The 25,580-nt window shown below is 65.0% G+C and carries 25 protein-coding genes and 1 pseudogene; 9 read left to right on the top strand and 17 right to left on the bottom strand.

The features are described 5' to 3' along the window. Positions 1 to 63: 63 nt before the first annotated feature. A complete protein-coding gene (locus ACMZ91_RS08455; protein WP_414576608.1) occupies positions 64 to 705 on the bottom strand; it encodes a TetR/AcrR family transcriptional regulator in 642 nt (213 codons plus the stop codon). A 123-nt stretch (positions 706 to 828) separates the two neighbouring features. On the opposite strand from ACMZ91_RS08455, the gene ACMZ91_RS08450 reads away from it, so the two are divergent. Together ACMZ91_RS08450 and ACMZ91_RS08445 are read left to right on the top strand one after the other, a co-directional pair. Continuing rightward, a complete protein-coding gene (locus tag ACMZ91_RS08450; protein ID WP_277778378.1) occupies positions 829 to 3,117 on the top strand; it encodes a TonB-dependent receptor in 2,289 nt (762 codons plus the stop codon). A gap of 17 nt (positions 3,118 to 3,134) precedes the next feature. Next, complete coding sequence (locus ACMZ91_RS08445; protein WP_277778379.1) at positions 3,135 to 4,049, top strand: tyrosine-protein phosphatase; 915 nt, start codon at positions 3,135 to 3,137, stop codon at positions 4,047 to 4,049. A gap of 53 nt (positions 4,050 to 4,102) precedes the next feature. Here the strand turns inward: ACMZ91_RS08445 and ACMZ91_RS08440 are convergent, their stop codons facing one another. The 4 genes from ACMZ91_RS08440 to ACMZ91_RS08425 all read right to left on the bottom strand — a co-directional run bounded on the left by ACMZ91_RS08440 (position 4,103) and on the right by ACMZ91_RS08425 (position 8,811). Beyond that, positions 4,103 to 5,767: a tyrosinase family protein gene (locus ACMZ91_RS08440; RefSeq protein ID WP_277778380.1), complete on the bottom strand. Its 1,665-nt coding sequence runs from the start codon at positions 5,765 to 5,767 to the stop codon at positions 4,103 to 4,105. Between the two features lie 276 nt (positions 5,768 to 6,043). After that, positions 6,044 to 6,301, bottom strand: a complete 258-nt coding sequence (locus tag ACMZ91_RS08435) for a hypothetical protein (protein WP_032127215.1) — start codon at positions 6,299 to 6,301, stop codon at positions 6,044 to 6,046. Next, positions 6,298 to 7,650, bottom strand: coding sequence for a TFIIB-type zinc ribbon-containing protein (locus tag ACMZ91_RS08430; protein WP_414576605.1), 1,353 nt, complete (start codon positions 7,648 to 7,650; stop codon positions 6,298 to 6,300). The genes ACMZ91_RS08435 and ACMZ91_RS08430 overlap by 4 nt, the downstream gene beginning before the upstream one ends. Positions 7,651 to 7,671: 21 nt before the next feature. Then, complete coding sequence (locus ACMZ91_RS08425) at positions 7,672 to 8,811, bottom strand: SPFH domain-containing protein (protein WP_414576603.1); 1,140 nt, start codon at positions 8,809 to 8,811, stop codon at positions 7,672 to 7,674. A gap of 251 nt (positions 8,812 to 9,062) precedes the next feature. On the opposite strand from ACMZ91_RS08425, the gene ACMZ91_RS08420 reads away from it, so the two are divergent. Next, on the top strand, positions 9,063 to 9,371 hold the full coding sequence (locus ACMZ91_RS08420) for a Pepco domain-containing protein (protein WP_152906899.1): 309 nt from the start codon (positions 9,063 to 9,065) through the stop codon (positions 9,369 to 9,371). Positions 9,372 to 9,375: 4 nt separating this feature from the next. Then, entirely contained in the window at positions 9,376 to 10,635 is a 1,260-nt protein-coding gene (locus tag ACMZ91_RS08415) for a phage exclusion protein Lit family protein (RefSeq protein WP_414576601.1), read from the top strand. Positions 10,636 to 10,696: 61 nt separating this feature from the next. Here ACMZ91_RS08415 and ACMZ91_RS08410 read toward each other — a convergent pair whose 3' ends face one another. The 6 genes from ACMZ91_RS08410 to ACMZ91_RS08385 form a co-directional block, all read right to left on the bottom strand. Then, positions 10,697 to 11,989: a transporter gene (locus ACMZ91_RS08410; RefSeq protein WP_032127219.1), complete on the bottom strand. Its 1,293-nt coding sequence runs from the start codon at positions 11,987 to 11,989 to the stop codon at positions 10,697 to 10,699. A gap of 46 nt (positions 11,990 to 12,035) precedes the next feature. Next, on the bottom strand, positions 12,036 to 12,785 hold the full coding sequence (locus ACMZ91_RS08405) for a hypothetical protein (RefSeq protein ID WP_414576599.1): 750 nt from the start codon (positions 12,783 to 12,785) through the stop codon (positions 12,036 to 12,038). Positions 12,786 to 12,798: 13 nt separating this feature from the next. Further along, positions 12,799 to 13,503, bottom strand: a complete 705-nt coding sequence (locus ACMZ91_RS08400; RefSeq protein ID WP_049401488.1) for a C39 family peptidase — start codon at positions 13,501 to 13,503, stop codon at positions 12,799 to 12,801. A gap of 99 nt (positions 13,504 to 13,602) precedes the next feature. Further along, entirely contained in the window at positions 13,603 to 14,919 is a 1,317-nt protein-coding gene (locus tag ACMZ91_RS08395) for a FapB/FapC family functional amyloid domain-containing protein (RefSeq protein WP_277778385.1), read from the bottom strand. Positions 14,920 to 14,962: 43 nt separating this feature from the next. Further along, positions 14,963 to 15,580: a FapB/FapC family functional amyloid domain-containing protein gene (locus tag ACMZ91_RS08390; RefSeq protein WP_121503352.1), complete on the bottom strand. Its 618-nt coding sequence runs from the start codon at positions 15,578 to 15,580 to the stop codon at positions 14,963 to 14,965. Further along, positions 15,577 to 16,107, bottom strand: a complete 531-nt coding sequence (locus tag ACMZ91_RS08385) for a FapA family amyloid fibril periplasmic chaperone (RefSeq protein WP_049422221.1) — start codon at positions 16,105 to 16,107, stop codon at positions 15,577 to 15,579. Before ACMZ91_RS08385 ends, ACMZ91_RS08390 begins: the two co-directional genes overlap by 4 nt. A gap of 396 nt (positions 16,108 to 16,503) precedes the next feature. Here ACMZ91_RS08385 and ACMZ91_RS08380 point away from each other — a divergent pair, with 396 nt between their 5' ends. Continuing rightward, the gene (locus tag ACMZ91_RS08380) at positions 16,504 to 17,859 is read left to right on the top strand and encodes a sigma-54 interaction domain-containing protein (protein WP_414576596.1); all 1,356 of its coding nucleotides are present in this window, start codon (positions 16,504 to 16,506) and stop codon (positions 17,857 to 17,859) included. Here ACMZ91_RS08380 and ACMZ91_RS08375 read toward each other — a convergent pair whose 3' ends face one another. From ACMZ91_RS08375 to ACMZ91_RS08355, 5 genes and pseudogenes are all read right to left on the bottom strand, one after another. Further along, positions 17,860 to 18,168, bottom strand: coding sequence for a DUF6958 family protein (locus ACMZ91_RS08375; RefSeq protein WP_106468122.1), 309 nt, complete (start codon positions 18,166 to 18,168; stop codon positions 17,860 to 17,862). Then, positions 18,161 to 18,583: a GFA family protein gene (locus ACMZ91_RS08370; protein ID WP_414576595.1), complete on the bottom strand. Its 423-nt coding sequence runs from the start codon at positions 18,581 to 18,583 to the stop codon at positions 18,161 to 18,163. Before ACMZ91_RS08370 ends, ACMZ91_RS08375 begins: the two co-directional genes overlap by 8 nt. Before the next feature lie 15 nt (positions 18,584 to 18,598). Continuing rightward, a pseudogene (locus tag ACMZ91_RS08365) lies at positions 18,599 to 18,697 on the bottom strand (GFA family protein); the annotation flags it as partial. Positions 18,698 to 18,765: 68 nt separating this feature from the next. Beyond that, a complete protein-coding gene (locus tag ACMZ91_RS08360) occupies positions 18,766 to 19,647 on the bottom strand; it encodes a TolB family protein (RefSeq protein ID WP_257471206.1) in 882 nt (293 codons plus the stop codon). Beyond that, a complete protein-coding gene (locus tag ACMZ91_RS08355; RefSeq protein ID WP_414576593.1) occupies positions 19,644 to 20,684 on the bottom strand; it encodes a hypothetical protein in 1,041 nt (346 codons plus the stop codon). Before ACMZ91_RS08355 ends, ACMZ91_RS08360 begins: the two co-directional genes overlap by 4 nt. A 91-nt stretch (positions 20,685 to 20,775) precedes the next feature. On the opposite strand from ACMZ91_RS08355, the gene ACMZ91_RS08350 reads away from it, so the two are divergent. Together ACMZ91_RS08350 and ACMZ91_RS08345 are read left to right on the top strand one after the other, a co-directional pair. Beyond that, complete coding sequence (locus ACMZ91_RS08350; RefSeq protein WP_414576591.1) at positions 20,776 to 21,702, top strand: LysR substrate-binding domain-containing protein; 927 nt, start codon at positions 20,776 to 20,778, stop codon at positions 21,700 to 21,702. Continuing rightward, positions 21,699 to 22,166, top strand: coding sequence for a helix-turn-helix domain-containing protein (locus ACMZ91_RS08345; protein ID WP_414576589.1), 468 nt, complete (start codon positions 21,699 to 21,701; stop codon positions 22,164 to 22,166). The genes ACMZ91_RS08350 and ACMZ91_RS08345 overlap by 4 nt, the downstream gene beginning before the upstream one ends. A gap of 43 nt (positions 22,167 to 22,209) precedes the next feature. On the opposite strand, the gene ACMZ91_RS08340 is transcribed toward ACMZ91_RS08345, so the two are convergent. Next, a complete protein-coding gene (locus ACMZ91_RS08340) occupies positions 22,210 to 24,687 on the bottom strand; it encodes an aminotransferase class V-fold PLP-dependent enzyme (RefSeq protein WP_414576587.1) in 2,478 nt (825 codons plus the stop codon). Between the two features lie 237 nt (positions 24,688 to 24,924). On the opposite strand from ACMZ91_RS08340, the gene ACMZ91_RS08335 reads away from it, so the two are divergent. Together ACMZ91_RS08335 and ACMZ91_RS08330 are read left to right on the top strand one after the other, a co-directional pair. Further along, positions 24,925 to 25,350 carry a VOC family protein gene (locus ACMZ91_RS08335; RefSeq protein WP_414576585.1) on the top strand — a complete coding sequence of 142 codons (426 nt, stop codon included), beginning with the start codon at positions 24,925 to 24,927 and terminating at the stop codon, positions 25,348 to 25,350. Beyond that, entirely contained in the window at positions 25,347 to 25,577 is a 231-nt protein-coding gene (locus tag ACMZ91_RS08330) for a hypothetical protein (RefSeq protein WP_121503346.1), read from the top strand. Before ACMZ91_RS08335 ends, ACMZ91_RS08330 begins: the two co-directional genes overlap by 4 nt. Positions 25,578 to 25,580 lie beyond the last annotated feature (3 nt).

The raw sequence follows: 25,580 nt of genomic DNA, 5'->3' as shown, positions 1-25,580 counted from the left end.
GCCGGCCGCTGGCCGGCAACTTCGTGACGCCGGGGTACTGCAGATGCCGGCCAGCGGCCGGCACTACTCCATCACACGACCAATCGTATCGGCCAGCAGCGCCCGCACCCGTTCCGGCGGCAGGTCGGGATCGCGCACGGCGCGCATCGCCAGACCTTCCACCAGCAGCCGCAGCAGCAGGGTTCGGCTGGCAATCCGCTCTTCGTCCACGGCGCGGCCCAGATTGACGTCACGCTGGCGCAGCCAGGCATGGATCGCGGTGCTGGTCTGTTTGTCATGGGTACGCAGCACCCCTGCCAGCATCGGGTCGCGATGCGCCTCGGCGTTGATTTCCGCATACAGCGCCACGCTGGCAATGGCATTGCCGTGGATCGGCAGCACCTCGCCGCGCGCCCATTGTTGGTAGCACTCCAGCAGCCCATCAATCAGATCGGACGCCACCGGCATCTCGCTGATCGAGGCCTGGTCGTGGCGCAGCTGGCGCTCGATCAGGGCCAGGATCAGGGCGCGCTTGTTGGCGAAATAGCGGTACATCAGCCCCTGGCTGATCTCGGCCTCGGCAGCGATATCGCCGATCGAACCGGCATGGAAACCGCGGGTGATGAAGCACTTCTGGGCAGCATCGAGGATGCGCCGGCGCTGGGCTTCGGCATGGGCGGCGGCAGGGGCGTCAGCGGGTGCGGCTAGGGCGGTTTTCGGCGTCATTGCATGAAGTCGGGGCGTCCAGAGGCGGGATAGTACGTCACAAAAGGTGTGAATGAACGGTCATTCATTTGTAATTCCCGCCTCCCAGACTGCGCCGGCCTTCTCCTTCCGCGAATGAGTCCGATGCGCCACGCCCTGCTGCACCGCCCGCTGCTCACCCTCGCCATTGCCGCCGCACTGCCGGCGCTGGCCCATGCCGAAGACAGTCCCAGCGCCGACGCCGAGGCATCCGCCGATGCCGCGCGCACCGTGGTCGCCCTTGACCAGGTGATGGTGACTGCGCAGAAACGCGCCACCAACCTGCAGGAGACCCCGATCTCGGTATCGGTGGTCGATGCCGAAGCGCTGAAGGACCGCAGCGCGATTTCGCTGGGCAGCTTGTCCGATGGCTCCATCCCATCACTGCGGGTCACGCCGTTCGCTACCCGCAGTTCTGCGCTGAACATCGGCATCCGTGGCATCGGTGCCTCCGGCGACGCCAACCAACCGGCCCGCGATGCCGGCGTCGGCATCTACGTCGACGGGGTGTTCATGGGCCGCGCGCAGGGGCTGGGCAGCATGCTCTACGACGTGGAGCGCATCGAAGTGCTGAAGGGGCCGCAGGGCACGCTGTTCGGCCGCAACACCGAAGGCGGTGCAGTGAGTATCGTGACCAAGCAGCCGACCGGTGAATTCGGCGGCAGCGTCAGTGCCGGTGTGTCCAACTTCAGCGGCTACAACAGCGCGCTGCACCTGGACCTGCCCAAGGTGGGCGATGTCAGCTTCAAGATCGATGCAGTGCAGGCCAGGCGTGGCGGCACCACCGACAATCCGATGCGTGGCGAGCGTGACTTCAACAGCTACGACAAGCGTGGCGCGCGCCTGAGCGCGCTGTGGCAGCCGAGCGATGACTTCTCTTTGTTGTACGCGTTCGATCGCTCCTATGATGCCACCACGCCATATCACACCCAGGTGCTGGTGCCAGCCGCCTACCTCAGCCCCCTGCAGAAGGCCGGCGCCAGCCAGGACCGCCGCGACAGCGCCATCCTGGGCGGGCCGCAGGAAGACAACATCGGACGGACCAGTGGCCATCTGTTGAACCTGTCGTGGACGCTGAACGACAACCTGGAGTTGAAGTCGATCAGTTCCTACCGTGAACTCACCCAGGGGCAGTTCGACATGGGGCTGCTCGATGCGATTTCGGCCTATGGTGGCGCAGGCACACCCTTCGGGCGTTACAGCCTGGCCCAGGTCTACCAGCACCAGTACAGCCAGGAATTCCAGCTGATCGGTAACATCTCGCAGGTGCAGTTCCTGGGCGGTGCGTTCTATTACCACGAGACCGCTGGTGACAATGCGCAGACCCCGAACATGCTGGTCTGGGGGCCGGGTGGCAACAGCTACACCGTGAATCCGGCGACCAACCCGCTGGATCTCTCGCGGGTACGCATCGATCGCGCCAGCAAGGCCTGGACCGACAGCCTGGGCGTCTTCGGCCAGGCCACGTGGACCCCGGAAGCGATGCAGCGGCTGCACCTGACAGCAGGTGGCCGCTATACCCGCGATGACAAGAAGGGCAGCCTGTACATCGTCAATGGTGCGGCGACCAACCTTGCGTTCAAGGATCGCTGGAGCCGTTTCGACCCGATGGTCAATATCGCCTACGACCTGGGCGAGCACGCGATGGTCTATGCCAAGTACAGCACCGGCTTCAAGGCCGGCGGTGCCAACTCGCGCTCGACCAACTACAGCGCGTTCGGTCCTGAAGAAGTGACGGCCTATGAGCTGGGCTTCAAATCGCAGTTCTGGGACAACCGCGCGCGCCTGAACCTGGCGGTGTTCGATTCGACCATCGCGCACAAGCAGATGGACTTCTCGCTGCCGTTCGACCCGAACAGTGGCGAGACCCGCACCACCATGGTCACCACCAATGCATTGAGCGATGGCAAGTCGCGCGGCGCGGAGCTGGAGTTCAACGTGATGCCGGTGGACAACCTCACCCTCGGCCTCAACTACGCCTATACGAAGATCGACGCGCAGACCGCGACGGACCCGTTCGGTGCAGGGGTGCAGGTAACGGTCCAGCCGCTGCTGGCGCCGAAGAACGCCGGCAGCCTGTCGGTCGACTACCTGGTGCCGTTCGCGAACTTCTCGGCACTGAAATTCCATGTGGACGGCAACTGGTCCGATGGCTACTACACCAGCGAGTACGACCAGATGCTGACCGACGGCTCGTTCGTTGTGAACGCACGGGTGGCGCTGGTGGATGTGCCGGTCAACAGCACTGGCACCACCATGTCGTTCTCGTTGTGGGCACGCAACCTGCTCGATGAGCAGCACCTGTTCTACAAGATCAACAGCGCGGCGCTCGGCCAGAGCGGCATCTTCAACGACCCGCGTACCTTCGGCCTGGAAATGGCCGTCAACTTCTGATTCGAACGGAGAATTCCATGAAGCACCGCTCTACCGAACTTGTCCTGGCCGTGATGCTCAGCCTGCCGATGGCTGCGACGGCTGCGATGGCTGCGACGGCTGCTGCCGCTGATGCGCCGCAGGTCGCCGCCGCGAAGCCGACGGCCGTTGCGAACGTGAAGCCCGTCGCTGCCGATGCGCAGCGCGTGATCCCGCTGCAGGGCGCCTGGAACGTGCGTACCTTCGCCGGCCTGCAGGGCCGCCACGCTCCGATTCCGGCCGATGCGTTCGTGCGCACCGCAGACCTCGGCCGCCTTACCGATGCCGACCGTGATGCCCTGGCCGCGGCCGGCGTGAAGCTGGATATCGACCTGCGTACCGCCGATGAAGAGGCGCAGTCGCCGGACCTGCTGGCCAGGGATGATCGCTTTGCCTACCAGCGCATTTCGCTGATGGGCACCGAGAAGATGGACCTGCAGAAGATGATGACCAGTTTCCCGGATTCGCTGGGCGAAGCCTATGTGCAGTGGCTGGGCCACAGCCAGCCGCAGTTCAAGCAGGTGTTCCAGCGCATCGCCGCGCAGCAGGACGGTGCCGTGCTGTTCCATTGCACGGCCGGCAAGGACCGCACCGGCATCATCGCTGGCCTGCTGCTGGACCTGGCGGGCGTGCCGAAGGCCGAGATCGTGCACAACTACGCGATCTCCGCGCACTACCTGGAAGGGCAGCCGAAGGACAGCGCGATGAACGCGCAGATCATGGCGCTGGTCAAGCAGAATCCCGAGATCGCCCGCAAGATGGCCGGTATGGCCGGTACCGCACCGGACAACATGGAACAGTTCCTGGCGGCACTGCACAGCCAGTACGGTGGTGCAGAGGGTTACCTGAAGTCGATCGGGGTCAGCGAACAGGAGATCCAGCAGTTGAAGGTACGGCTGGGGCAGGCTGGCTGAAGACTGCCAGGCTGAAGGCAGGTGCCGGACAGCCCGGCACCTGCCGTGCGTCATCACGGCTGCGGTGGCGCTACCAGGATGGCGGCATCCAGCACCGGGAATGTCTGCGGTGCCTGGCCGGACGATGCAACCAGGCGGATCTCCAGCGTGGTCGTTCCCCCATCGGCGGCATTCAGTGCCTGCAGGGCCCCCAGTTTCTGCGGCAGCGGCACCGCGAACGTGGTTGGGTGGCTGTGATCCATCCCGGCCATGGTCGGCCCGAAGAACGATACGGTGCCGGCGTAGTACGGACTGTCGGCCGCCACGGAGGCGGTGCCCGCAGGTGCGTTGATCAGCACGTCGAACTCGCGCGTATTGTTCAAACCGCGTGGTCGCTCCAGGGTCACTTCGGCAATCAACTGGCGCGGGCCCGATGTGGTCAGATGCGCGCGCACCGCCTCACTGGGGACAGCCACGCGGACGGCGCCATCGGAGCGTGTGCCGCGCACCAGCCGCACCGCGCCGGCAGCTGCTGGCAGCGTGACCGCCTCCAGCATGTCGTTGCGGCGCGCGTAGACGTAGTCGTAGTCGAAGGCCGTGGTGGAGAAGAACGCACTGGCCGGACGCTCGCCAACGGGCTTGCCCTGTGCATCGACGAAGAACCGGAACGGTTCGTTCATGAACTGACGCCGCTGGTCGACGTTGATGGGCATGATCGGCTTGCCGCGGGATTGCTGCAGCTGGTTCCACACCTCCCACAGGCGGTCCATGTTGGCGTGGTGCAGGTAGAAGATCGGATCGAGTGGTGACAGGAAGTTGGTCATGTTGCCGTAGGGGCCGGGATCGACCGCACCGACGCCACCGATGCAGTTGTGCACCTTGTTGTGCGGGAATCCTTCCAGTACCGAGAATTTCGTGGCGCCGTCAGGCTGCACCACGTGCGAGGCCGTGCGTGAGCTGGTAAAGCTGCGACTCACATCGTCGTTGTAGAACTCGACCGGCGACAACCCCGCATGAATGGTATCGGGAGACACGGCCGAAGCGGTCTTTGCATCGAAGCCGGGATTCTCGCGCCAGAGGTAGCGGGCGCCGCAGGTGATCGCATAGGCCGCATTGCCCGAGATGCCGGTCTTTTCCGCGACGCTGTAGCCGGTTACATCGTTCCAGACATCGTCTGCAGTGAGGTAGCCGCGGAACTTGAGCTGGCCGCGTTGGCCTGCATCCAGCGTGTCCCAGTAGCGCTGCAACGCCGGGCGCATGAACCGGGTGAAGACCGCCAGGTTGCGCGTATACGGCGCATAGGCGCTGTCAGTGGGCGTCAATACGCCGTCGAACATCGCCGGGGGAATCCGTGGCAGCTCGGTCCAGTCCCAGTAGGGCATGGCGAACTGCGGATCACCACTGAGCGTGCGTATGGTCTGTTCGAAGTAGCCGACATAGCCCCGGTGCCAGACATAAAACCACCAGTTGCCGTGCGGGCAGTCCATCAGATGCACGAAGGCGTTGCGGAACCAGTTGCGTGGATCGTCTGCCGGCAGTGCCAGCATGGCCTTGATGCCACGCGCGTAGCTGGCCAGCATGCGCTGGCCTTCGGGGCTGGTGACGTTGTAGCGGTGGTAGCGCGCCTGCGCGGCCTTTCCGGCCGGTGCGGCGCCGCTGGCCCAGGCTCCGGGCGCCACCAGTGACGCCAATGAAGCGCTGGCGGTGGTGGCAAGAAAATCACGACGTGTGTAGCGCATAGCCTTCCCCCTGGTGATTGGTTGAACCGCGTTGGGTTACAAATCACTGGCAGGACCGGCGGCAGCGTGGCGGCCGGCCCGACGGGGACATCCAGCCCCGCCGCTTCCACCGGCAGGTGCAACGATGGCAGGGGTGGAAGCGGCGGTAGTATAGGCATGGCAAACAGAGCTGATCTGCGAAGCAGGCCACAGTCGCAGGCGCGTACACATCTGCCCGGCTGAAGCTGTTCACCGTCGTCGTTGCGGCGTTGTCGATCAGCCAGGCATGGCCTGGCTCTACTGGTCGGGTTTCACCCTTGCCACCCGTTTCCGGTACTCGTACACGTTGTCACCGCGTATGCGCTTTTCCTCGGTGCCGGTGACCCGGCCCACCTGCTGGTCTGAACCGGTCACGGGCTGCGCCTCGATTTCGGTCTCGTGCTCGAAGGAATGCGATTTGTCGGTGTTGCGGTAATAGCGGTACAACGCCCAGTACAGCGCGGTTGCGCCGGCCGGACCTGCCGCCAACAGCCAGAGGCCACTGTCGTCGCTCATGTCGATGCCACCAGGAAGGCAATTGCGAGGGCTTCAATGACGGTGCCGGTGGCAAGGGCCGCCAGCAGCATCTTCCATTGCTGCACGGGCACGCTGCCCATGGTTTCGCCGGTACGGCCGTTCACCGCGATGTAGTGCAGCATGCCGCCGTTCTTGCCAGGCTGATGGTACGAGTACAGCCAGACCGGCAGGTACATCGACACCCAGCGGGTGCCATGCACCTCCAGCTGTTCCTGCTCCCAGCGCACGCCGCGGTTGTAGCGCTTCACCGAGCCTTCCACCTGGGCGCGGGCAATCGACAGCAGCTGGTCTTCCAGCCGCGGCCGCAGCTTTTCCACATCCAGGTTGCGCTTCTCCGAAGTGAAGCCGGCCAGGTAGGAGGCGTTCCATTTCACCGCGTTCTTGGTATCGAACGGCAGGATGGTGTTGATGATGTTGTTGGTGTTGGCGCGGGTATCCAGATTGCCGCGCTCGGCCGAGGATTCCAGCGGAAGATCGTCGACGGTGAAATCGACCTGGCGTTCGACCTGGTAGACATCGGCGTCGTAGAGGGTGCGCTTGTTCTTCTCGCTGCCGACGGTGTACTCACGCGTCTTGATCTCGCCCTTGCCGGCCACTGCCGCGCTGACATTGCTGTCGACGATCATGTAGGGCAGGAACACGCCCACCACGTTTTCAGGGGTGAACTGGTCCTTGAACGCCTTCAGCGCGAACATCCGGCGCTTGTCGACGAACTGGCGGATGCGCGCGACCGCATCGTCCTTCTTGATGTGGAAGGGCAGCACCGCATCGGGTACCGCGCCATTGGCAATCTGCTCGTTGACGCCGAAGACGTGGCGGCACCAGTGGCAGCGCGCCGTCATCGTGCTTTCGGTGTTGACCGTGACTTCTGCGCCACAGCCCGTGCACTTGAAGGTCATCAACGCCGAGGTGTCGGCATCGATGTCGCGTGCGCCGGAGGCGATGACTGTGCCGCGCAGCTGGTCGATGGCCTCGCCCAGCCCGAACTCCTCCTCGACGCGTGCGCCATGCCATTCGTGACGGCAGTACAGGCAGACCAGGATATCGGTACCGGCCTTGGGCCGGATGTCGGTGGCGCCGCACTTCGGGCAGCGGTTGAGGCCGTCCTTCAGCTCGCTGGCCGACGTATCGATGGCCACAGGATCCGGCGCTTCCACTTCATCGCGGATGGCCTGCGGCAGCTTCGAGGTGTCCAGCGGGAAGCTGCCGGGCAGGGGAGGGACGTCGTGCGGCGAACCGGGCCCGTCCAACGACGCCGCCGGCAAGGGCGGTGGCGTCGCGGGCGCGGATCCGGGCAGCGGCGGCGGGCCGTTTCGGGGATCGGACATAGGGATTGTGCGTCCTGCCGGTTACAGGCCCAGTGCCTTGGCCTTGAGCGCGTCATAGTCGCTCTGGGTGATCAGGCCCAGGTCCAGCATTTCCTTGGCCTTCTTCAGCTTGGCGACCGGGTCATCCGCGGCCGGAGTGACCGGCTGCTGCATGCCACCGACACCGAACATGCCCGAGGCCATGCCGACGCCGACCAGGCCGGCCGCGCCGCCGTTCTCGCCGGCCGACTGGATGCCCTGGGCGACACTGGCCTGCAGGTTGGAATTGCCGCGCGAACCGGACAACGCATCGGCGCGCTGCACGGTCTTCAGCAGTTCGCGGGTATTGGCGTCGTATTCAATCGAGACGATAGCGGTCTTGACGATGGCCAGGCCGCGGTCCGACTTCCACTGGTAACCCTGTTCGACGGCGGCCGACAGGCTCTGCGCGAAGCCCAGCGAGTCCTGCTGCAGCTTGGTGATGCGGTTGCCCTTGCCCGGGTCGTTCGTATACAGGCTGAAGGCCGGCGCCAGCGAACCGACCACTTCATTGAACAGCTGGCTGGCGGCGGCGTTGTCCAGATCGGTGAAGTCGAATACCTGGCCAGGACGCAGATAGCTGGCCGGCACGAAGTTCTTCACGAACAGGATCGGGTCGACGATCTTCAGCGTGTACGAACCACGCGTGACCGCGCCGACCTGGGTATTGAGGAAGCCGTCGTCCCAGTAGATTTCCGATTGGGTGCCGAAGCGGTTGTCCGGCAGTTCCTTCAGCGAGACGAAGTAGGCTGCCTGCTGCGAGCCCGGCTGGCCGCCGAACTTGAAGCGCTCCCAGCTCTGCTTGATGAAGGTGCTGACCAGGCCGTCGCCGGCGAAGATCGACTGCGAGTTCAGGTCGTCAGAGCGCCACTCGTAGCCGCCCGGTTCGGCGACGAACGCGGTGATCGCGCCGTCCTGGAACAGCAGCAGGCCATAGCCCTCCGGCACGATGATCTTCGAGCCGTTGGTGATGATGTTGGACGAGCCGCTGGTGTTGGAGCCGCGGCCGGCGTTGGTGCCCTGCGGCACCGCCGCGAACAGGGCCGCCGTGGACGGCAGGCCCGCCGGCACGGTGTAGAAGTCCTTCCACTGGTCGGCCAGCACACCGCCAACCGCACCCTTCACCGCCTGTACCAGACCCATGACCAACTCCCTGTGATTCGAGGGCAGGCACCATGCCTGCCGAGCTGGACTGAATATAGCAGTGGCCGGGGGCGGCTGTGGTGCCGGTGGGTGAATGCCGTCTCTGCCTTCGACCGCTTGTGCCGCGAATGGCTCAGCAGGTCCGGGCAGTAGATTGATCTGGCGTCAGGGCGCCCCACCGGGACATAATCAGCCTGCCTCGAGCGAGGCAATATGAAATTCAGAGTATCAACGGACGAACAGGGGGATTCATGGATGTTATTCGCGTTCTGGTTGAAGAGCCTTCCGAAGGCAATGTAAGAAACGGCCTGGCGTCGATGCGTTCGGGCATGGCACGTGTGGTTGAAGTAGGTGCCATGGAAATGGATGATAGTGTCCGGAAGATGGCCGAACATTTCTCGAAGATGCTGGAGGACGGCTTTTTGGCCTCGACTTCAGTCGTTGTGGATGAAATCGAACTTTCATTGGCCGTAACCGCAAGCGGCGGCGTTGAGTTGCTCGGGAAGTTCTCTGCTGGGACCCAGGCAGGGCTTAAGCTCAAGCTCAAGCGGAAGGGCTGATGAGATGAGTACTGAGGCCAGCAGTTTCATCGAGCGTCGGAAGCGGGAGCAGGATCATCCTCTAGGCAAAGTGCGCCCGGAGCTGATCGCGGAGATTGCCGAGGAACTGGAACTACCTGCGGCAACTGGCTTGCCAGATGCCGCCTGTCGGGTGCAGATGGTTCTTCAGGATCTGCGGCCCCTGCTTCCAGAGTCCATCATCAGCCGCCTTGACGATGGTCGGATCTCAGCTGCGGAAATCTACGAGTACAACCCAGCCGTATACGTCCAAACGTTCCAGGACGGGAGTTACGGCATCGTGATGACATCAGCGCTCCCCGAGTATCTCTATCGGGTCGCAAGGCCTCTTTCCAGTGCGCTCATTCGCCTTGAAAGCAATCCTTCCAAGGGGCTTGAGCTCGACGAGTTGGCGCGCATCCTGGGCGAGATTGTCTGGTGGCAGTGCGATGGTAGTTTCGGCCCTGACTACGAAATCTCAAAGCATCAGCGCGTCTATGCCAGCGAGCTCGCCATGCGTGCTCAGCGTTTTCTGGTTGCACATGAACTCGCGCATGTGATGTGCGACGTTGAGGATAAGCTGCGAGAGGCGCGGCCAGAAGCCGTCGGGCCCGTGGAGGAGGAGCTTGTTTGCGACTACATCGCGGTGCAGCTCTCGATGCACGCCAGTTCGGCGCGTGATGATGATCCGAATTTCCACATGCTCAACTATGCAGCTGCGGAGTTCGCGCTACAGTCGTGGTCCTTGCTGGAACGCTTGGGCGATCATGCGACTGATGCGGGCTCTCATCCTGCTCTCCCAGATCGGCTTGGGGCGATGCGACAGGCACTGCGCGATTGCTGTGAGGATGAAGCGACGTTCGAACAGATCGTATTGGTTGCAGATCTGATCGATCGTGCATTCGCTCGGGCTGCTGATCTGTTGCCAGACATCGAAGTGCGGTTCTCCGCCGAGGCCGATGCATTCGCATGCGACATCCATGCACTTCTTGATGAGTGCTCGCTCGAAGACGTCCCTGACTACTCCCGATTCCGGGAAGAGATCAGGCCCATTCTTGGGCGTGGCTATCCAGTAAAGCTCGTCGAGGCGGTGCTGAGTCCGGTGATCGATGGGTTCTTCCTCGCAAACCGATCGGGATCGCCTGAATTCTCTGATGAAGAGATCAAACGGCGCTTTCGCCGGATGAAGCTCCTCTATAGTCTGCAGGGCAATTATTCAAAGGCGATGGACACACTTCTGGAGTGTGTATTCAGCCGATACCGATAATGAGGGCAGGTCAGCCGTCCCAGCCATGCCGATGACTGGCTGGGACGAGTTGTTCAAGTAGCTACAACATGTACGGAATCTTGAACGCCAACGTGAAGTCCGGCGCATCCGGGGTCAACCCGATGCCCAGCAGCGTCACCAGCGTGGTGTGCTGGTTCAGCGCATAGGTCACGCCCAGGTTAAGTGATGCCGCATTGGCATCACTGCCGATTACCTTCATCCACTTGCCGCCCTGGAAGCGGGTGGAAGCGCGTGCGCTGATGCGGTCACTGAAGGACAGGCTCAGGCTGGTCCGCTCGTTGAATGCGAAGGCCACGCCTGCGCCGAAGTACACCGAGCCGCCCAGCTTCACATCGCCAGGGTTCACCGTGTCCGGATTACTGTCGATGTCGTTGAACCCGCGCGGGATGGAGTGCACGTAGCCGATGTTGGCAAACAGGATGGCCGGGTCGGCGGTCTTCACCATCGACAGGCCCAGGTTGGCCTGCCATACGCCATTGCCAGTGGGTTGCTCGCGCGGCACGGCGAAGCGGATGTAGTCGTCGTCATCGCGCTCGATCACCTTCCAGTCCAGGCCGTAGGGTGCGCGCCCGGTGGGGGCGGTGACGCCGGCGGTAAGCACGGTCTCAGGGCGCCAGCCGCGTTCGCCGAACAACCGGTAGTTCGCACTGAGCCCGATATCACCCAGGCCGTTGCCGTTGGTCTCTTCCTGTGCAATGGCGGCCGCTGCTCCGCCGGCGCCGCCCTTCTGGTATACGGTGCGCCGGGCCAGGTAGGGCACGTCCAGGTTGAGCGTCAGGTTCGGGCTGACACCCCAGCGGGCCGCCACGTTGTAGGTCAGCGAGTCGGACTCCACGTTCTCGATGGCGATATTGCCGAGGAAAATGGCGTCCAGCGCGAGGAAGCCGTTGAGGGTGAGCTGCTTGCGGTCGTAGCGGGCGTAGGTGAGGCTGTTCTCGATGGTGAAGCGGCGGGAGAACAGGGCCGATTGCTGTTGCTTCACGTCGTCCACGCTGCGCCGCGACTCCTGCTTGGCCTGTTGCGCCTCGGCGGCGGTACTGGCGTAGCCCTCGCTGCTCGGCGGGACCGCGGCGGCCGCCGCCTGCGCCAATGGTGCGGCCGGGGGGGCCGTGACCGGGCCAACCCGCCCGCTCAAGCGCGCCTGCATAGCCTGGACCTGCATGTCCAGTTCGCGCAACCGCCGCACTTCCTGTGCGTAGTTGGCCTTCAGCTGTTCCAGCTGGTTGGCCAGGGCCTGCACGTCAGCGCCATCGTCGGACGTCGGCGGTGCGGCAAGGGCGGTGCCCGCCAGCGCCGCCAGCGCCAACGGGGTGATCCTCATCAGGGTGTGCATGTTGGTGTCCTGCGTTGTGGAGCGTTTCCCCCAATGCCAGGCCCTGTTACTGGCCTGGCCCCATGCCGCGGTTCAACGCAATCGCCTGGGCCACGTTCTGGCTCAACGGCAGGTTGCTGCCCACGGCGTTGCGCACCAGCTCCAGCCGCAGCTGGTTACTGGCGATCTGGCCGTCACCGGCGAGGGCGATACCCTGGCCGACGCTGCCATTGCGGATCCACTGCTGCACCAGCCCCTGGCCATCCACCTGCAGCAGCAGGCGTGCCTGGTTGCCTTCCAGCATGGCGGTCGCGCTGGCGCCGGCCTGCTGCGCGGTGACGTTGCCTGCGCCATCAGAGAGAACGGCTGGCACGCCACCCTCGCGGACGGTCAGCGTGGTGACGTTGCGCGCGACATTGCCATCGCCGGCCACCTGCACGCTCTGCACCAGGCCGCTGGCGTTGGCCAGACCGCTGCTGTCGATGCTGCGTCCGTTGGTATCAGGCAGCGGCGCATCGGCTGCCGTGACATGCACGCTGGGTTGGAAACTCAGCTTCGGCGCGCCACCACCACGGAAGTCCATGCCCAGGGTGAGGCTGCCCTGCAGCGTCGCGCCGTTGCTGGTCTGCCACTGCGACACCATGGTGACCCCGAACCAAGCAACGTTGTTGCCACCCACGGTGTAGCGCCCCCGCATCAGGCTCAGTTCCGGGTCCTGAATTTCCTTCAGGCCGCGACCGGGAGCACCCTCTGCCGCCTGCAGAGGCAGGGAAGGGAAGGCCAGCAGCAGAGCCATCATCATCGGTTGGCGGAACATGGTCGAACCTCCTTCAGAACAGGTCGGCGTGGCTGAAGCCGAAGTCGACCAGTTCGGCATCGGTGATCGGCCCTTGCCGCGCGTAGAGCGCGCGGGCGCTTGGCCGTTCGCTGGGTTGCAGAAGAGCGGTGTTGCGATCGAAGTCGCTGCCGATCACCACGAAGACCGCGCGCGATGGCCAGGCGGCCAGGAACTCCGGAAGGGCCAGGCTGCGGTTGCCCAGGATCGGGTCGGCCACTTCCACGATGCCGTTGCGCACCTGCTTGAGCACCACGAAATGGCGGAAACCGCGCACGTCCATCAACACCAGTCCTGGCACGCGAAGGGTGCGCAGTCGTGTTTCATCGATGCGGTAGCCCCGACCGCGCATGCCCAGCGATTCCACGTAGCGCTTGATGTCGAGCAGCGAGAAGCCGCGCTCGGCTACCAGAGCGGGATCGGAGACCCCCATCATTCCCTCGATCACCGTCGCCTCGTCGGTATCAAGGTGGTAGGCGTGGCGCAGGATGGTGGCCAGCGCGGCGGCCCCGCAGCTGTAATCGGTGTGCTGCCGCACCACGTTGCGGTAGCGCCGCTCCTGCATGCTCTCCACCTTCTGCTGCAGCAACGCGCCATTGGGCAATACGCCGCTGAAGCGCACCTCGCCCGCCCACGCGGAGGCGGTACCCAGCAACAACAGCATCGCCAGCAGGCGCATCGAGAGGCGGCAACGGCTCATCACGTTCTCCGGCAGCAGGGGGGAGCCCCTGTCCCAAGGGGGAGGAGGAACAGGGGCTCCCGGGGACCCGGCCATTGGCGGACGGCCGGGGTGTTGCGCTTACTCGCCGCTGCCGCCACCGCCGCCGGTGCTGGGCTGGGCGACGGCCAGGGCCAGGCTGTTGGCCTGCAGGTTGCCGGTGCCCGCAGCAACGTTCACGCCGATGTTGCCGGAGGCGCCGGAGAAGGCACTGCCGGACAACGCCGAGGTGTTGGTGGCGTTGACGTTCACCCAGCGCGTGGTGCTGACCGTGCCGCTGAGGCTGGCGTACAGATCGGCCACGCCCAGTTCGACGAACTGGCTGGTGCCACTCTCACGCGTATCGAAGCCCAGGCCGCCCACTCCCGGCCGGTTGGGGTTCATCGTGGCGTTCTGGATCTCGTTGTCCAGGTCGATGTGGCCGGTGCTGTTGCCACCCGGATGTGGCAGCTCGCCATTCCATGTATCCAGATAGTAGTTGGCCATCTGGTAGGCGTTGCCGGTGCCGCGGTAGGTGCCCGCGCCATAGGCCAGCGTCAGGCCGCTGACGCCGCCACGCATGCCGACCTGCACGGTATCCGTGTAGGACTGCACGAAGCCGGCATTGCTGACCGTGTTGCCGGTGGAGACCTGGTTGGAGCTGATGCTCGACTGCGCCACTGCGGTGGTCGCTACCGAGGCCGCGAGCGCGTTCTTCTGCTCGTTGTTGTTGCCCGAGGCGATGTTCACGCCGATGTTGCCCGAAGCACCACCGAAGGCGTTGCCGCCGAGACCTGCGGCGTTGGTGACGCCGGAGTTCATGGTGGCGTTGCCGAAGCCGGCCTGGTTGACGAACACCTCGGCGTCGGCCATGCCGAAGCTGAAGGACGCGTCGGCAGCGGACAGCGACGCGGCATTGTCCTGGGCGTTGTTGTCGCCCGACACCACGTTGAAGCCGAGGTTGCCCGAAGCGCCTGCACCGACACTGTCGCCGATGGAGGCACTGTTGGTGACCAGGCTGTTGCTGGTGACGTTGTTGCTGATCGACTGGCGGTTGTCGATCACGGCAATGGCCGCCGAGTCGAGGTCGATGTCGCCGGTGATGTTCGGGTCACCGGAGAAATTGATGTCGGTGCTCAGCCGCAGGTCCTTCTCCAGGTTCACGTCGACGCCGTGGTTGTTCTTTTCCTTGCGTTCGTCGGCCTGGATGTTGCTGTGTTTCTGCACATTGACATTGACGGTGCGGTTGCGTACGTCGTTGTCGGTGTGGTTGTGCGTGTCGTTGCGGGTTTCGCTGACGGTGTGGTTGTGATTGATGTTCGCGTTGGCGTTCTGGTTGTCCCAGCCATTGGCCGCAGCGGCGGTCGAGGCAGTGGCAATCGCCATGGCGAGCATGGTCTGTTTGACGGTCGCTTTCATGGTGCCCTCTCTCTCATCAGGTGGTGCATCGGTTGGGTGGTTGTCACGGGCGGTCCTGCACGACCAGGCCCAATACGTTGGCCGTGTCGTTGCCGTTGCCCGCGATCTGATTGAGTTGCAGGACCCCGTCGAATCCCCGCAGTGCGGTGCTGGCTACACCTGCGCTGCGGGTGCCCGTCGCGACGCCGTGACCGGTGTCGTCCCGCCCCCCTGCCAACGCGGAACCCTCGGCAGCCAAGGCCGTATCGTCGGTTTCGCGTATGCCCTGTCGGGCCAGCGTCGCGCTGACGACGTTGAGCGTCGTGTTGGCGATGCCGCTGGCCTGGTTGATGGATGCGATGCCACTGGCACCGGCCAGTGCGTCACCGCCAATGAATGCAGTGGCCTGCAGCGGTCCGGACAGCACGCGGTTGCCCTGCTGCAGCTGCCGCGCATTGATCGCGACATCGGCGCGATCACCCTTGGCGATACCCCGTAGGTTGGCCTGCACGTTGAGGTCGCCGGCGGCCTGGTTCACGGCGATGGCGCCATTTGTTCCGGCGAGTGCGTGGCCGTCGATGCGGGCCACGTCGAGATAGGCGAGCATGCCGCTGTAGTCATCGGCCCGGGTCGCCCAGGGCGCGGCAGCGAGCAGCAGAAGCAACCCGTGCAGCGCCTTCATTTTCCACCTGCCGGGGCCGTGCCCTGCAGCGGGAACTGGGCCAGTGCGCCGCGCACGGTATCGGCGATACCGCGGGTGCTGCTGCCGACCGCTCCGAGCGGCCCACTCATGGCACCCCCCAGATTGCTGCCGACCATGCCGTCGCCACTGCGGCCCAGCGTGCCGCCCAGGGCCTGCTGGGTGACCCGTTCAACGGTGGTGCCACCCGGCGCCGTGATGGACGCGGCCTGGCCGGCGCCCATGCCGGCATAGTCCTCATCGCTCAACTCGTCCATGCCGGTTGTTGTGCCGCCGGCACCCAATGCGGTGGCGATCTCGCGCTGCGGCTTCGGGTCGGCAATCAGCGCCATGCCCGGCGGTGCCATGCGATATGCCGGGCGCGCGGATACATCCCGCAGCAGGACGATCTCGCCCGGTTGTGCCTTCACGCCTTGGCGGGCGCCGGATGCGGATGCGCCCGCGCCAACCGACAGCAGGGCCACTGCCAGTGCTGCGGCCAGGCCGCGAATCAGGGTGGAGCCGTCCATGCCGATCTCCCGCGATGGGTGCGGCGGAACCACGCATCAACCGTGCCAACTTCGAAGTGCCCACCGGCCAATGTCGGCACCGTGCCGCACCTGACCGGGCTGCTGCCACGCTGTTACAGGCACGTCGTGGAATTGTTGGGATTTCGAAGCCCCAGGCACTGCAGGGCAAGGGCGGCGGGCGACTGTCGCATCCGTGTTACAGGTGGCGTCGCGGTCTGCAACGGTGCCGCTTCAGCCAGGAATTTCTTGACGCACTGCTCATTGCGCCGCCGTTTAGGGAAGCGCTAGGATCCGCCCAACAAAGGCCGCCCCGGTGGCCGTAGAGGTCCCGGCGGGGGGCGGCACGCCGGTGATTGCCTGACAGTCCGCCGACGGTGTCCGGATGCTGGGGGAAGCATGGCAGCGGTCCCGGAGGCTTCAACGTCACGTTGCGTGCTCTGGTTTGGCGAGCCGTTGGCGAACGAGCGCAGTGCGCTGGCGGCAGCAGGCTGGTATGTGCGCAGCATCCGTCCCGATCCCGCCATGGCGATTGGCCTGCGCGGGCGCGATCGCTTGCTTGCCGTGCTCGATCTGCGCCACCTCGATGCGGTCGCGCTGCAGCTGCTGGTACCGTGGATCGAGCAGCACCAGCATCTATCCTGGCTGGCGGTACTGCCACCGGGTGCCGGACCTGCTTCAGCGGCCTGGCTGCCGTTGCTGCAGCGATGCCGTGCCCGCTTCACGCTGCCGTTCGGCCTGCAGGATCTGGTCTGCGCAATGCGCCAGCAGTTCGATGCGGATGATCCGCCTGTCGACGCAACCTGCAGCGGGCAGGGACCGCACGCATTGATTGGTGAAAGCGCTGCGCTGCATGCGGTGCGCACGGTGCTGCACAAGTTCGCGCCGGTGGAGCTGCCGGTGCTGGTCACCGGCGAAACCGGTACAGGCAAGGAACTGGCCGCACATGCGCTGCATGCGTTGTCGGGGCGTGCTGGGAGGCCTTTCATTGCGGTGAACTGTGGTGCGATTCCGGCCAACCTGGTGCAGTCGGAGCTGTTCGGCCACGAACGTGGCTCGTTCACCGGTGCCGACAAGCGGCAGATCGGCGTGTTCGAATCCGCGCACGGCGGCACGGTGTTTCTGGACGAAGTCGGTGACCTGCCGTCGGAGGCACAGACCAGCCTGTTGCGTGTACTGCAGGAAGGCACCTTCGAGCGCGTCGGCAGCAGCCAGCCGTTGCGGGCGGATGTGAGAGTGCTGGCTGCCACCCACGTGGAGCTGGAACACGCGGTGGCGCAGGGCCGGTTCCGCAGCGATCTCTACTACCGTCTGAACGTGCTGCGCCTGCTCATGCCACCATTGCGTGAGCGCGGTGCCGATGTGCAGCTGCTGGCCGAACACTTCCTGCGCTGTTTCCGGCAGCGCCACAGCGTGCGTGCACGCGGCTTTGCGCCGGCCGCACTGCAGGCCATGCGGCGTTTCGAATGGCCCGGCAACGTACGCGAACTGCTGAACCGTGTGCAGCGTGCGGCGATCATGGCCGAGGGCGAGCTGATCAGCGAGCGTGACCTGGAGCTGGGCGCATCGGTGGCGGTCCTGCCTGGGGCGATGCTGCACGATGCGCGGGGCCAGGCCGAGCGCGATGTGCTGCTGCAGACCCTGCGCCAGACCGGCTACAACGTTTCCGAGTGCGCGCGGCAGATGCAGATCTCGCGGGTGACGGTGTATCGCCTATGCCGCAAGCACCGGTTGGAGCTGCCTGCGCAGCGCTGATCAGCCGGCCGCCAGGTGCTTGAACAGGCGCAACGGCTTGCCCGTGACGCGCTCTATCACGCCCTTGGCTTCCAGGTCCAGCTGCACGGCCTTCAACCACCAGCCGGCGGTGGCGCCTGCCGGGAACAGGGCGGCGGGCAGGTGCGGCAGCAGCGCCTGCTTGGCCTGCGCAACGGTCAGGCCTGGCGGTTGCGCAGGCAGGGCCTGCAGCAAGGCATGGCGCATGGCGAGATACTTGGCACGATCCACGCGCTGGATGTGCCCGGGCGTGGTGATGCTCTCGATCTCGATCCGCTCGGGCTCAGACATGGCTATCTCCCGCGACTTCGATGCGTGGGCTGCGGAAGCCCATGGCGATCCACGCCTGCATCAACCGTGCATGGAACCGCAGCGACCGGGTCTGCAGGTTCGGCACATCGTCCGGAAGGACAGACGCATCAGGAAGATCACTGACCATCGTCCGCATCTCCACGGCGGGTCTTGCCGATGCGGGCCACAACAGGCCATACAGGCTCAGCCAATGGCCGCCACTGAACTCCAGGAACAGCGGCGTATTGCAGCAGCCCGCCAGGACGCGGCGGCTGCCGCCCCTGCTGGACAAGCGCAACGCACGCAGCATGGAATGTTCGGCGTCGATGCTGACGCGATCCTTGCGGTGCATTACGAAAAGCGTCTGGCCGTGCGGGCCCAGTACTTCGGGTGCTCGGGGCAGCGACTGCAGCATGGCGCCGGCCTTGCGGCAGCTGTCGCAGCAGCATTCGACGGTGGCAATGGGTTGGCCCGTGGCGGTCAGGCGGACCTGGCCGCAGGCGCAGGCAAGGGACTGTTGGGAGGGCATCTGCATTTTCTCCTGGGGTACTCATCCTCTCGACGAACCGGGGCGCCGGGAATCGACAACATCCGCCTTCAAGGGCGCTTCATCCGGTAGTGGATGCGGTACAGGTCCAACCCTGCACCGTCCGCACGCCGCGCCGAATAGGTCAACGTGCCGGGTTGCGAGCCATCCAGCATCGCGCCGTAGCTGTTGCCGGAGGTCTCGTTCAAGGGCGAGGGCAATGCATGGCCCGCGTCATAACGGCCTCCACGTTCGTAAGCAATGAACTGGCGCACCGGTGCGCTGCCGAAGTCGAGAGCGCGGGCAAAGACCACAGTACGGCCATCCCCGAGGAAGGTGGCATCGAACTCCTGCGCCGAGGTATTGAGGTCTCCGGGCAGTGGCCGCGCGGGCTGCGCCTCACCACGGACGATCGCTGCGACGTAGAGGTCATGGCCACCCGCACCGCCTGCACGATTGCTGGAGAACAGCAGCGTGGCTGCGTCTGGTGAGAGCATCGGCGCGAACTCATCGGCCGCGCTGTTCACTGCGGGGCCAAGATTGACCGGTTCCCCGAATCGGCCGTCGCTCCCCACGCTGACCCGATACAGATCGTCACCACCCTGGCCGCCTTCTCGATCCGAACAGAAATACACCACGCGGCCATCGGCGGAAAAGGCGGGATCGAAGTCACGTCCCGGCGTGTTGAACGGCACCGGCGTCGCCGGCCGCCAGCGCTGCCCATCGTTACGGGAGACCCAGATGTCATACCCACCCGGACCGCCGGGCCGGTTGCGGCTGAACCACAGTGCGGTCTTTCCGTCCGGGCTCAAGGTCAGTCGAATCTCGTCGTACTGCGTGGATGCAATGCCCGGAGCAAAGCGCTCGGCCGGGCCGACGATCTGCAGCACCCTGGATGGAGACGCGCCAGGCGATGCAGACACCAGCAGCATCACGGCCAGCAGCGCCTTCATGCCTGTCGCTCGAAGTCGCTGACCCAGTTGGTTTCCCAGCTGCGTCCACCATCGGTCGAGGCCGCCTGTTCCCAGCGCGCCGAACGCGGGGTAATGCGTGACCAGATCACCCGCGTCTGGATCGCTCGTCCGTCGTGCTGGTCCTCGCCGAAGAAGCGACCGACACCGGCCTCGAAACCACCGCGCAGCGGCGCGCCGATCCGGGTCGGTTCCCGGCCATCCAGCCACCAGCTCAGCCAGTGCCGCTCCGCCGCATTCCAGGCGCGGATGCCCATGCCTCGCAGCGGCGCTCCAGGCATGTCCATCAGGTTGTCACCCACGTTGCCGAATCCTCCCAGCACCGGCCAGTTGTGCAGGGTGCCGTCGAACGCGTCCCACGCATCGCTGCCTGCCAGCCGAGCGCGCAGGCGACGATGGCGCACATTCCAATGGCCCACCAGGAAATCAAAATCGCCCGGTACATCCGGCAGCTTCGGAAGCGGAGAGGGGACCGCAGCTGTGCGGCGGAACCAGTTGCGCCAGTTCACTTCCCAGTGCGCACCGGCATCGTCGGAGAACGCCTGTTCCCACCACGGCTCCTCGCCGTGGATGTCATGCCAACGGAACCAGACCTCGATGGGGCGCCCGTCGATCCGGTCGGTGCCGCGGAAGCTGCCGGCATCGCCCTTGAAAGCGCCGCGCACGGGGGCTTCGATATAGGCAGGGTTGCGGCCATCGATCCACCAGATCGACCACGTGGAAGACACCGGATCGAATGCACGCACGCCCAGGCCCCTGTAGGGGCCCGAAGGCAGCGCCATGATGTTGTCATCGATGGTGCCGAGCCCGCCCAAGGTCAGCCAGACCGCACTGGCGCCGGTGAAGGACTCCCAGCGAGTGTCACCTGCCAGGCGTTCCTGCAGGCGTTGGTGCCGGACCTGCCAGTTGCCCTGCAACCATTTCCAGTCTTCGCTGTGGCTGGCCAGGGCCCACCCGGAGGGCAGGGCGGCGGACGCGGCCGTGGCGGCCAGGGTGACCAGAAACTGCCGTCGATCCATATGCGTGATCCCTTACCGAAGGTGCCCCCATCGTTGCGGGTACGAAGGGGATTGACCACGCAGATATCGGGGCTCAGGCTAAGCCACACTTATGGTCACCCAACGCCAGCTGCCATCGCTTGCCGCCATCCGCGCCTTCGAGGCGGCGGCGCGGCTGGGCAGCTTCGCGCGTGCCGCCGAGGAGCTCGACACCACTGCGGCATCGGTGAGCTATCACGTGCGGCGGCTGGAGGCCCAGACCGGTACCTGCCTGTTCCTGCGCCACGCACAGCACGTGGAACTGACGGTGGTGGGTGCCAGCGTCGCGCGGGAAGCCACCCGGGCATTCGACGCACTACGCGCCAGCTTCATGCGCGCCGCTGGCATGGATGCGGCGCGACTGCGCCTGTCCGTACTGCCAACGCTGGGCACCAGTTGGTTGACGCCGCGGCTGGGTACGTTCCGCGCCCGCCATCGGCAGCTCCTGCTGGAACTGGATCTGTCGGCAGAGCCGCAGGATCTTGCCGCCGGCCACTTCGATGCCGCCATCCGCAACGGGAATGGCGAGTGGCCTGGGTTGCAGGCCACGCCCTTGTTCCCCAGCGTTTTCATGCCGTTGTGTGCGCCGGCGCTACTGCCGGCGGCCCGTGGGCTGGGCAGCACCACGCTGGAGATTCCCCTGCTCGGTCGGCCGGACTGGTGGGCCCTGTGGTTCGCCGCGCACGGGCACCTTCCACCGCCGGCACCAGGGAGTCTGGTCACGCCCTTCGCCGTCGAGCATCTGGATGTCGGTGCCGCGATCGCAGGGCAGGGCATCGCCATCGGTTCGCCGATCCTGTTCCAGGCCGAGCTGGAGAGCGGGCGCCTGGTGCAGGCGCATCCGGGTGTCGCCAGCGACGGTCGCAGCTTCTGGTTCGTGGCGCCCTCGGCGCGGAGTGGGAGCGCCAAGGTCATCGCATTCCGTGACTGGTTGGTCGAACAGGCCGCCGAGGCACGGCACGCGGCACGCCATCATCTGGCGCAAGCGGTGACGCCGTGAACCAGGGCCCCGAACTGCTGCGACGCCTGCTGCGTGCCAAGGACCGGATGGATCGGGCCAGCCATGAGGAATGGCCGGTCGCGCGCCTGGCCGAGGTCAGTGCGGTGTCGCCGGCGCACTTCGCCCGCTCGTTCAAGCAGGCATTCGGGCTGCCGCCGCACCGGTATCTTCTCAGTCGGCGCATCGAACGGGCCGTGGCGATGTTGCGTGACACCGACCTGCCGGTCACCGAAATCGCCGTGCAGACCGGGTGGAGCAGCCTGGGCACCTTTGGCCGCATCTTCCGTGACATCACCGGTGACAGCCCGGGCAATGTGCGTGAGCGTGAGCGTGAGCGTGCAGGCCAGGCGGCGTCGGCCAGCGTGCCGGAATGCCACGCGCGTGCCGCACAGCGGCCGGACCTTAAGATCGCAGTTTTGGAGAAGCGTCGCCGCGAGGCGGTTGCCAGCGAACACTCCGCGTAAGCAACCTCCCGCGATGCGCCTGAGGGAGTGCCCTCGTAGAGCGTCAGGCTGGTACGGTACCGGCGATCAGCGTGTCAGCCGTCTCCGCTGGCGTCTCCTCTGCCGGGTCCTCCAGCCCGGAGACATCAGTATCCAGCAGGCAGCTGGCGAACAGGCAGAAGCGGTAGGCGTCGGCGAAATTGGATCCGAGCCCGAATGAAATCCTGACCGCACCACAATCTCCCTTCTCGAGGATCTTCTCGTCGAAGGTCTTGCAGTCGAGGATCTTCCCGGTCTTGTCCAGTTCGCAGTGTTCGGCGCCTGCAGTCGCGTAGGTCGCCTGCTGCACGGCGCCGAGGTTGCAGAAGCAGCCGTTGCGCAGGGTTATGCCGAAACGCTCTGCGGCGCGCTTGATGCGTGCGTGCGGCATGATCGAGCCATAGCAGTCGAAGAAGTTCAACATCAGTGTTGCGCCTTTGAGCGCGGGAGGCGGCCCATAGATCCGGCACAGCGGCAGGTCACCCTTGATGCGGTGGCGAAGGGATGACAATCGCGCGTCTGTCCACGCCGCCAGGGCGCTTGAGCGCTTGGCCAACGCTTCTACGCCGCCCATCGCGGCGATGAACTCGAAGCCTCTGGCGATCGCCGGGAAGGCCGCATAGTTGGGCGTACCCACTTCGAAACGCTGGCCGGCGTCGCGGTAGAGCAGGCGGTCGGTGGGCGACCACGGTCCCGAGTAGTAGCAGACGCCTCCGCCCGCGAAGGAGGGTGGCTTTAGCATGCCGAGGGCGGCCCGCCGGGCGAGCAGGCAACCTGCGCCGGTGGGGTAGCCGAAGATCTTGTAGAAGGACGCTACGACAAAGTCGGGACGATGGATCGTGCAGTCCAGCCGTGATTGCGGAACCCAGGCCGCCGCATCACACAGCACCCACGCGCCCTGCTGCTGGGCCTTCCCTATCCACGCCAGATCGTGGCGGACGCCGGTCGCATTGGACTGCGCAGGGAATGCCAGCAGGTGCGGCGCACCGCGCTGGAGCCGTTGCAACGCACGCTCCATCAGCCCGTCATGCAGCAGCAGGTCATCGTCCAGGGGGATGTACTTCACCATCGCCCCCTTTGAGGAGGCGTACTCCCGCAAGCCATGCACCGATGTGTGGTTGTCCTTGGTCAGCAGTAGCTGCGAACCCTGCTGGAAGGGGAATGATTCGGCCACCAGCCGGATCGCACTGCTGGCATTGGCGGTAAAGATGATCTCGTACTCCTCCGGCGTGCATCCGAAGAAGGCGTAGATCTCATCGCAGGCCTTCTGGTAGGCAGCATGGGACGCCTTCGATCCACTGTGCGGATTACCGAGAATGGTCTTCTTGAGCGCCTGGTAGTCCTGCTCAAGCAGGCTGTCAGGTGGCAGCGTTCCGCCAACATGATCCAGGTAGGTCACTTGTTGCTCATCCAGCCGCGCGTACTCCTGCTGGCGCATTGCCTCGACCTGGTGCTCGGGATAAGCGGGATGGTCGGCGAGGAACTGCACCTTGGCATCGTGGAAGGCTGCCACGGCCTGCGCGCAGGATGGAGCTTGCGAGCCCACAGGGCACGGTGACGTCGTCAGGCGCGAGAGGTTGCGGAACTCGAGCAAGGGCCTGAAATCAGCGGGCGGAATGACCGTTGGCAGGGCCACGCCCGTCGGACCCACCGTGCCGCGTATCAGCCAGGCCTCCACCCGATAGCACTGGTCGGGGACCTGTACATGGATCGCCTCCATCATCGCATCGAGGTAGCGTTCCCGGCTGGGGGTATCGCACTGATTGAACTCCTCCAGCAGGATGCACGCGTTGAAGAGGAACTCGCGGGCATCAGCTTCGCCAAGCGAGAACGCGAGCGGGCGCAGCGCGGCGCATTCGCCGTCGCTGCGGTCCAGCCCCTCGATCGCGAAGGCGCGCGTGATGGGGGACGGATCGGTCAGACTCAGGGCCGCATCCATCAATCGCGATGGCATGCCGAAGTGCCTCTGCGACTGCTGGCGTGCCAGTTCAAACAACTGGTTGTAGTGGAACGCCGTAGCGTAGACCCTGCCTCCTGGGCGAAGTACGCGCCTGAATTCGCGTGCAACCCGGGCCTTGTCGGGAGGGAACATCAAGCCGAAACCACACACGATGATGTCGAAGCTGTTGTCCGCGAAGGGCAGCGCGGCCATGTCGACGTCGGAAAGCAGTGGGACGTCATGTTGAAGCTCGGCGCTCAATACGCTCCGGGCCACGTCCACCGCGATCGCCGACAGGTCCGTGGCGACCAGATTGAGGCCCAGAGGCTTGGCCAGGTCCTGGTACAGGTTGGCCGTTATTACCCCTGTTCCGCAGGCGACCTCCAGGATGTCGGCAGCACCCGGTGCGGCACGGATGTCCGCAGCGATCTCCTGCGCCAGCAATTTTCCGTAAGGACGGAATATTCGTGGGCTCAGCACGCGCTCATAGAATTCCATGAAGGTGCTGAGCGACCAGTTTCGTTCGGATACCACCTTGCATTGGTGCGGCGAGACATCCTGCATGGCGCGCTCCAGGGAGGTGCAGAAGTGCAGCGGGTTGGGGAGTCGCGGCCGTTATCGCACGCCTGCTGAAACGCTTTGAGTGATTGATATCACATAATGCGCACTTAATATTTCTGGAAAATGCGGACTATCACGCATTCCCGCATTCATGGGGACGGTCGCCGGCCGATACCGCAGTTTTGGAGAAGCGCTGCCGGCAACGGATTGCTAACGTGGACCGCACCTGAGGGAGGTCCCATGACAAACACTGTGAACACGGTCGGCCTGTATGTACGCGACCAGGACGAGGCGCTTGAGTTCTACGTCGGCATGCTTGGCTTCGAGGTGCACACCGATGTGCGCAACGGCAGTTACCGCTGGTTGACGGTACGCAGTCCAGGCCAGGAGGGCTTGCAGCTGGGCCTGTTCGTGCCTGGCCCGCCCACCCACGACGCGGCCACTGCTCTGGCACTGCAACAGCTGGTGGCGAAGGGTGCGATGCCGCCTCTGGTGCTGGCGGTGGACGACTGCCGGGCGCGCCATGTGGAATGGCAGGCCAAGGGCGTTGAGTTCACCCAGGAGCCGATCGAGCGCTATGGCGCCGTGGACGCCGGATTCCGCGATCCATCAGGCAATGGCTGGAAGATGATCGAAGCCCGCTCCGAGACGAGGCGCCAGCAATGAGCCGCGGTGGCTGGGCACGGCCCGTGCACCGTTGGACCTCGATCGTGTTCACCCTGGCGGTGATCGCCAACTTCGTAGTGCGCGCGATGGGACAGGGCGAGCCTGCGGCGTGGCTCACCTACTCGCCGTTGCCACCCCTGTTCCTGCAACTGTTCACCGGCCTTTACCTGTTCGTGCTGCACTACGCCGGAAGGCGCCGCAGCGCCGCACTCGGCGCTGCGGGCTGAGGC

Origin of the sequence: Stenotrophomonas sp. FR024, from assembly GCF_047500745.2 — a bacterium.
Lineage (GTDB): Bacteria > Pseudomonadota > Gammaproteobacteria > Xanthomonadales > Xanthomonadaceae > Stenotrophomonas > Stenotrophomonas maltophilia_A.
The sequence above is the reverse complement of the archived record's forward strand: the minus strand, read 5'-3'. Positions and strand labels throughout refer to the sequence as shown.

Coding starts and splice junctions, on each gene's coding strand:
- ACMZ91_RS08455 (WP_414576608.1), bottom strand. CDS start 705: ATGACGCCGAAAACCGCCCTAGCCGCACCCGCTGACGCCCCTGCCGCC.
- ACMZ91_RS08450 (WP_277778378.1), top strand. CDS start 829: ATGCGCCACGCCCTGCTGCACCGCCCGCTGCTCACCCTCGCCATTGCC.
- ACMZ91_RS08445 (WP_277778379.1), top strand. CDS start 3,135: ATGAAGCACCGCTCTACCGAACTTGTCCTGGCCGTGATGCTCAGCCTG.
- ACMZ91_RS08440 (WP_277778380.1), bottom strand. CDS start 5,767: ATGCGCTACACACGTCGTGATTTTCTTGCCACCACCGCCAGCGCTTCA.
- ACMZ91_RS08435 (WP_032127215.1), bottom strand. CDS start 6,301: ATGAGCGACGACAGTGGCCTCTGGCTGTTGGCGGCAGGTCCGGCCGGC.
- ACMZ91_RS08430 (WP_414576605.1), bottom strand. CDS start 7,650: ATGTCCGATCCCCGAAACGGCCCGCCGCCGCTGCCCGGATCCGCGCCC.
- ACMZ91_RS08425 (WP_414576603.1), bottom strand. CDS start 8,811: ATGGGTCTGGTACAGGCGGTGAAGGGTGCGGTTGGCGGTGTGCTGGCC.
- ACMZ91_RS08420 (WP_152906899.1), top strand. CDS start 9,063: ATGGATGTTATTCGCGTTCTGGTTGAAGAGCCTTCCGAAGGCAATGTA.
- ACMZ91_RS08415 (WP_414576601.1), top strand. CDS start 9,376: ATGAGTACTGAGGCCAGCAGTTTCATCGAGCGTCGGAAGCGGGAGCAG.
- ACMZ91_RS08410 (WP_032127219.1), bottom strand. CDS start 11,989: ATGCACACCCTGATGAGGATCACCCCGTTGGCGCTGGCGGCGCTGGCG.
- ACMZ91_RS08405 (WP_414576599.1), bottom strand. CDS start 12,785: ATGTTCCGCCAACCGATGATGATGGCTCTGCTGCTGGCCTTCCCTTCC.
- ACMZ91_RS08400 (WP_049401488.1), bottom strand. CDS start 13,503: ATGAGCCGTTGCCGCCTCTCGATGCGCCTGCTGGCGATGCTGTTGTTG.
- ACMZ91_RS08395 (WP_277778385.1), bottom strand. CDS start 14,919: ATGAAAGCGACCGTCAAACAGACCATGCTCGCCATGGCGATTGCCACT.
- ACMZ91_RS08390 (WP_121503352.1), bottom strand. CDS start 15,580: ATGAAGGCGCTGCACGGGTTGCTTCTGCTGCTCGCTGCCGCGCCCTGG.
- ACMZ91_RS08385 (WP_049422221.1), bottom strand. CDS start 16,107: ATGGACGGCTCCACCCTGATTCGCGGCCTGGCCGCAGCACTGGCAGTG.
- ACMZ91_RS08380 (WP_414576596.1), top strand. CDS start 16,504: ATGGCAGCGGTCCCGGAGGCTTCAACGTCACGTTGCGTGCTCTGGTTT.
- ACMZ91_RS08375 (WP_106468122.1), bottom strand. CDS start 18,168: ATGTCTGAGCCCGAGCGGATCGAGATCGAGAGCATCACCACGCCCGGG.
- ACMZ91_RS08370 (WP_414576595.1), bottom strand. CDS start 18,583: ATGCTGCAGTCGCTGCCCCGAGCACCCGAAGTACTGGGCCCGCACGGC.
- ACMZ91_RS08360 (WP_257471206.1), bottom strand. CDS start 19,647: ATGAAGGCGCTGCTGGCCGTGATGCTGCTGGTGTCTGCATCGCCTGGC.
- ACMZ91_RS08355 (WP_414576593.1), bottom strand. CDS start 20,684: ATGGATCGACGGCAGTTTCTGGTCACCCTGGCCGCCACGGCCGCGTCC.
- ACMZ91_RS08350 (WP_414576591.1), top strand. CDS start 20,776: ATGGTCACCCAACGCCAGCTGCCATCGCTTGCCGCCATCCGCGCCTTC.
- ACMZ91_RS08340 (WP_414576587.1), bottom strand. CDS start 24,687: ATGCAGGATGTCTCGCCGCACCAATGCAAGGTGGTATCCGAACGAAAC.
- ACMZ91_RS08335 (WP_414576585.1), top strand. CDS start 24,925: ATGACAAACACTGTGAACACGGTCGGCCTGTATGTACGCGACCAGGAC.
- ACMZ91_RS08330 (WP_121503346.1), top strand. CDS start 25,347: ATGAGCCGCGGTGGCTGGGCACGGCCCGTGCACCGTTGGACCTCGATC.